Genomic DNA, 5132 nt, shown 5'->3' with positions numbered 1-5132 from the left:
ATACCAGGCAACGGGCGTTTCCTTTACAGCGCACTGAACATTTTCAGCAATGAGGATATAATTGCTTTTTTTGAAGGGCTGGGAATTAAGCTTAAGGAAGAAGATCACGGCCGGATGTTCCCTGTCACGGATAAGGCTCAATCTGTTGTAGATGCTCTCCTTACAAAGCTAAAAGATTTAAAAGTCGAGATAAAGACAAACAGCCCCGCTGCTGATGTCGATTATAAGGATGGTCAGGTTGAAGCAGTTTACCTGAAAAACGGCGAAATGATTCACGCTGACAGCATCATCATTGCTGTTGGTGGAAAATCAGTTCCCCATACTGGTTCAACTGGTGACGGATATGCATGGGCTGAAAAAGCTGGACATACCATTACTGGTCTTTTTCCGACTGAGGTGCCTGTCACCTCCAGCGAACCTTTTATCAAGGAAAAAGCACTTCAGGGTCTATCTTTAAGAAGTGTTGCCCTGAGTGTATTGAATCCAAAAGGCAAGGCACTGATTACGCATAAGATGGATATGATTTTTACACACTTTGGAATAAGCGGGCCTGCTGTGTTGCGTTGCAGCCAATTTGTCGTCAAAGCGATGCAAAAATGGAATCTAAAAGAGGTTGTGATGTCCCTTGACGCCCTCCCCGAGATGAAAGAAGAAGAGTTATTCCAGGAGATTAACGAGCTTATTAAAGCTGAACCGAAAAAGGCTGTCAAAAATCTGCTTAAAGGGCTTTTGCCAGAACGATATCTCATGTTTTTGCTGGAACGAAACGAAATTGACCCGGCTATGCAGGGCGGCCAGCTTGGCCATGAGAAAATCAGAAACTTTGCTAAATCGGTAAAGCAATTTGAGTTCAAGGTAAATGGTACTCTGCCTCTTGATAAAGCATTTGTAACAGGCGGAGGCGTTTCAGTTAAAGAAGTCGAGCCGCAGACTATGGCTTCAAAAAAAGCCGAGGGCCTTTATTTTTGCGGAGAAATCCTCGACATCCACGGTTACACAGGTGGATACAACATTACCTCAGCCCTTGTAACAGGACGGCTTGCAGGTAAGAATGCTGCACAGCATGCATTGCTCAAATAAAATAAAACAGAGCCTGATAGACTCAGGCTCTGTATACAATCATTGCAGAAAAACAATAAATCTGTTCCTCCTCCAATTCCTCTGGCACGACTGCGACATTATATTTAATGTCCAGAAGCTTCTTTTCATCCAGCTTCTCGAGAAATCGGTTCATTTCTTGTTCAAGATCTTTTTCATGCTCATGATCAAATACTCTGACCTGGATCAAGTTAAAACTTCCTTCCTTTTTTACATCCAGTCTGGCCAGATTTTCAGAATTTTATAATTACGGACGTTTTGTTTCTCCGCCCCAGCTCATCATACCGCCAACCATATTGCGTACTTTGTAGCCCTGCTCATTCATATAGTGGCAGACATTGCCGCTGCGTGCACTTGAACGGCAAATAAAGATGTATTCCTTATCTTTATCGAATTCGCCCATTTTCTCAGGAATTTCGCCCATTGGAATATGCTTAGCGCCTGGAATCATTCCAGATTCAACTTCGTCATGTTCACGAACATCAACCATTTCAAGCTTCTCGCCAGCTTCAAGCTTCTTTTGAAGTTCTTCAGTAGAAATCGTTTCAATTTTATTCATAGTAGTAGCCTCCAATTTTAGGTATCTAAATTTCTCTTGTTCGAAAATACATAACCCTAATGTATTTTCCCATATTTATTATAGAAAAACTCGTTTATTTAAGCAAAAATAAACTCTACCGGGTACCGTATTTTAAACTTTGTTGAATCAGACTGTTGATTTCCGCTCCAGTCACTTGCTTTCCTCGGGGCTTTTGGTGCTAAAAATCAACATTGATCATTGAACAGCCTATTTTTAATTAGGCTCTGTTAAACAAGGCTGTTGATTTTCGTTCCAGGCGCTTCGCTTTCCGCGGGGCTGGCGCTGAGCCTCCTCGTCGCTTCGCTCCTGCGGGGTCTCATCTGTCCAGCTGCGCCCGCAGGAGTCTACGCGCCTTCCACTACAATCAACAGGGTTTAAAAACAACATTCAGCTTTAACAGAGCTTTTAACTAAAATAAAAGGGCCGTAGATTACGACCCTTTTATTTTGGCTATTTTATAAATTGGACTGCGGATGGTTAGCAATATTGCTAACTCATATCCTGCATACCCCTATTAATTAGCTACGATGTTGACTAGCTTTCCTGGTACGGCAATTACTTTACGAACTGTCTTGCCATCGATTTGTACTTTGACTTCTTCGTCCTCCATCGCGAGTTGCTCTAAAGCTTCCCTGTTCGCATCTGCTGGAACCATCATTTTCGCTTTGATTTTGCCATTTACTTGTACAACGATTTCTACTTCGTCGTCGACAAGTTTAGCTTCATCATATGCAGGCCATGCAGCATAAGTAATCGATTCGCTGTGACCAAGTTTAGCCCAAAGCTCTTCTGCAACATGTGGGCAAATCGGAGCAATCATTTTAACGAAGCCTTCCACGTATGCTTTAGGAAGTTCCGTTGCCTTATAGGCCTCATTGATGAAGACCATCATTTGCGAAATCGCCGTGTTGAAACGAAGTCCTTCATAGTCCTCAGTTACTTTCTTGACAGTCTGATGGTAGACCTTCTCAAGATTCGATCCTTCACTTTCCTTGATTTTCTCATTCAAGCTGCCATTTTCGTCAACGAATAAGCGCCAGATACGGTCAAGGAAGCGGCGTGAGCCATCAAGTCCATTTGTTGACCAGGCGATTGAAGCTTCAAGAGGTCCCATGAACATTTCATAAAGTCTTAAAGTATCGGCACCATGGCTTTCAACAATCTCATCTGGATTTACCACATTGCCTTTTGATTTACTCATTTTTTCATTGTTTTCGCCAAGAATCATACCTTGGTTGAATAACTTTTGGAACGGCTCCTTCGTGTGGACTACACCAACATCATAAAGGACTTTGTGCCAGAAGCGCGCATATAACAAGTGCAATACAGCATGCTCTGCTCCACCGATATAAATATCAACTGGAAGCCATTCTTTTAATTTTTCAGCATCCGCAAGAGCCTGTTCATTCTTTGGATCGATGTAGCGAAGGTAGTACCAGCAGCTTCCTGCCCACTGTGGCATTGTGTTTGTTTCCCTGCGGCCTTTTTTGCCTGTTTCAGGATCAACAACATTTACCCAATCATCAATGTTCGCAAGTGGAGATTCTCCTGTACCGGACGGCTTGATTTCCGTTGTTTTAGGAAGGACAAGTGGCAATTGCTCATCAGGAACAGCTGACATTGTGCCATCTTCCCAGTGGATGATTGGAATCGGTTCGCCCCAGTAGCGCTGGCGGCTGAACAACCAGTCTCTCAAACGATAAGTGACTTTTTTCGTTCCGATGCCTTTTTCTTCTAACCATGCAATCATCTTATCGATTCCGTCTTCCTTGTTCATGCCGTTAAGGAATTCAGAATTCACATGCTCGCCATCGCCAGTGTATGCTTCATCAGCTACATTCCCGCCGGCAACCACTTCTTTGATTGCAAGATTGAATTTTTTAGCGAATTCGTAGTCACGCTCATCATGTGCAGGTACTGCCATGATAGCCCCTGTACCATATGAAGCAAGCACGTAGTCGGCAATCCAGATTGGCATTTTCTCGCCATTTGCTGGGTTGATTGCATAAGCGCCAGTGAACACGCCAGTTTTGTCCTTTGCAAGATCTGTACGCTCTAAGTCGCTCTTGCTCTTGATTTCATCAATGTATTTTTCCACTTCTGCACGTTGCTCAGCTGTCGTGATTTTATCCACTAATTGGTGTTCAGGGGCAAGTACTGTATATGTTGCTCCGAATAATGTATCCGGACGAGTTGTGAAGACAGTGAACTTTCCTTCATGGCTGTCGATGTTAAAAGTGATTTCCGCTCCTTCTGAACGGCCAATCCAGTTGCGCTGCATATCTTTAAGGCTATCTGGCCAATCCAATAAATCCAAATCCTCAAGTAAGCGGTCCGCATATGCTGTGATTTTAAGCATCCACTGTCTCATTGGACGGCGTTCAACTGGGTGTCCCCCACGCTCACTTTTACCGTCGATGACTTCTTCATTCGCTAAAACAGTTCCAAGTGCCGGGCACCAGTTCACTGCTACTTCATCAATGTAAGCAAGCCCTTTTTCATAAAGCTTCAAGAAAATCCATTGAGTCCACTTATAGTATCCAGGGTCAGTCGTGTTGACTTCACGATCCCAGTCATATGAAAAGCCTAATGCTTTAATCTGGCGGCGGAATGTGTTGATGTTCTGCTCTGTGAATTCAGCCGGATCGTTACCAGTATCCAATGCATACTGTTCTGCGGGAAGACCGAAAGCATCCCAGCCCATTGGATGAAGAACGTTGAAGCCCTGCATCCTTTTCATGCGAGAAAGGATGTCAGTAGCCGTGTAGCCTTCCGGATGGCCAACGTGAAGTCCAGCACCTGAAGGATACGGAAACATATCCAACGCATAAAATTTCTGCTTCCCTTTATCTTCTGTTGTTTTGAAGGTTTTGTTCTGTTCCCAGTACGCTTGCCATTTTGTTTCGACTTCCTGATGGTTAAAGCTCATCGATTTGTCCTCCTGTTTTTGTCAATTTATTTTTAGGGATGGAGTTTGGAGTTTGGATATTAAAGCCGCTTGTGCTGTTTCTCCTAAAAAAAATAAAAAACTCCCGTCCCTGTAAAAGGGACGAGAGGATATGTATGATCTCCCGCGGTACCACCCAAATTAGTGTGCAACACTCGCTTCATTCATCCTTAACGCGGAATACGGCAAGCACTACTCAAGGTTCGCGCTTGCGACTCAAAGGCGAGTTCATGATGTTCCCGTCTGGCTTGCACCAACCGCCAGCTCTCTTGCTCAGGCTTGCACCACTACTATTCCTTATCAAAGTCTTTCGTTATAGATATAGGGATATTGTAATAAAATTCCCGCCAGTATGCAAGCGGGGATGGAAGAAATGATTTTGGAGGTTATTTTATGTTTTGTGTGGTGGATTGGTGTGGGGATTTTGCCGGAATTGTGCCGCGATAAATATTCGGTTGTTCATTGCAGCCTAGTGTGCGCTAAAAAGCCAGGGGTGGAGCCCTGGCC

General features: G+C 43.9%; 4 protein-coding genes and 1 other annotated feature. Of the genes, 1 reads left to right on the top strand and 3 read right to left on the bottom strand.

The annotated features are described in order from the left end of the window. The coding region (locus tag WB217_RS14830) for an NAD(P)/FAD-dependent oxidoreductase (RefSeq protein WP_423994012.1) at positions 1 to 1080 on the top strand (1080 nt) is incomplete at its 5' end. Positions 1081 to 1102: 22 nt separating this feature from the next. Here WB217_RS14830 and WB217_RS14825 read toward each other — a convergent pair. From WB217_RS14825 to leuS, 3 genes are all read right to left on the bottom strand, one after another. Further along, a complete protein-coding gene (locus tag WB217_RS14825; protein ID WP_207500865.1) occupies positions 1103 to 1288 on the bottom strand; it encodes a sporulation protein Cse60 in 186 nt (61 codons plus the stop codon). Positions 1289 to 1345: 57 nt separating this feature from the next. Continuing rightward, the gene (locus WB217_RS14820) at positions 1346 to 1657 is read right to left on the bottom strand and encodes a rhodanese-like domain-containing protein (RefSeq protein ID WP_423994011.1); all 312 of its coding nucleotides are present in this window, start codon (positions 1655 to 1657) and stop codon (positions 1346 to 1348) included. Positions 1658 to 2192: 535 nt separating this feature from the next. Continuing rightward, positions 2193 to 4607, bottom strand: coding sequence for a leucine--tRNA ligase (gene leuS, locus WB217_RS14815; RefSeq protein ID WP_423994010.1), 2415 nt, complete (start codon positions 4605 to 4607; stop codon positions 2193 to 2195). A 113-nt stretch (positions 4608 to 4720) separates the two neighbouring features. Next, positions 4721 to 4938, bottom strand: a binding site (T-box leader). Between the last annotated feature and the right edge of the window lie 194 nt (positions 4939 to 5132).

Source organism: Mesobacillus sp., from assembly GCF_049588175.1.
In the GTDB taxonomy this organism is placed as follows: domain Bacteria; phylum Bacillota; class Bacilli; order Bacillales; family Cytobacillaceae; genus Mesobacillus.
The sequence above is the reverse complement of the archived record's forward strand: the minus strand, read 5'-3'. Positions and strand labels throughout refer to the sequence as shown.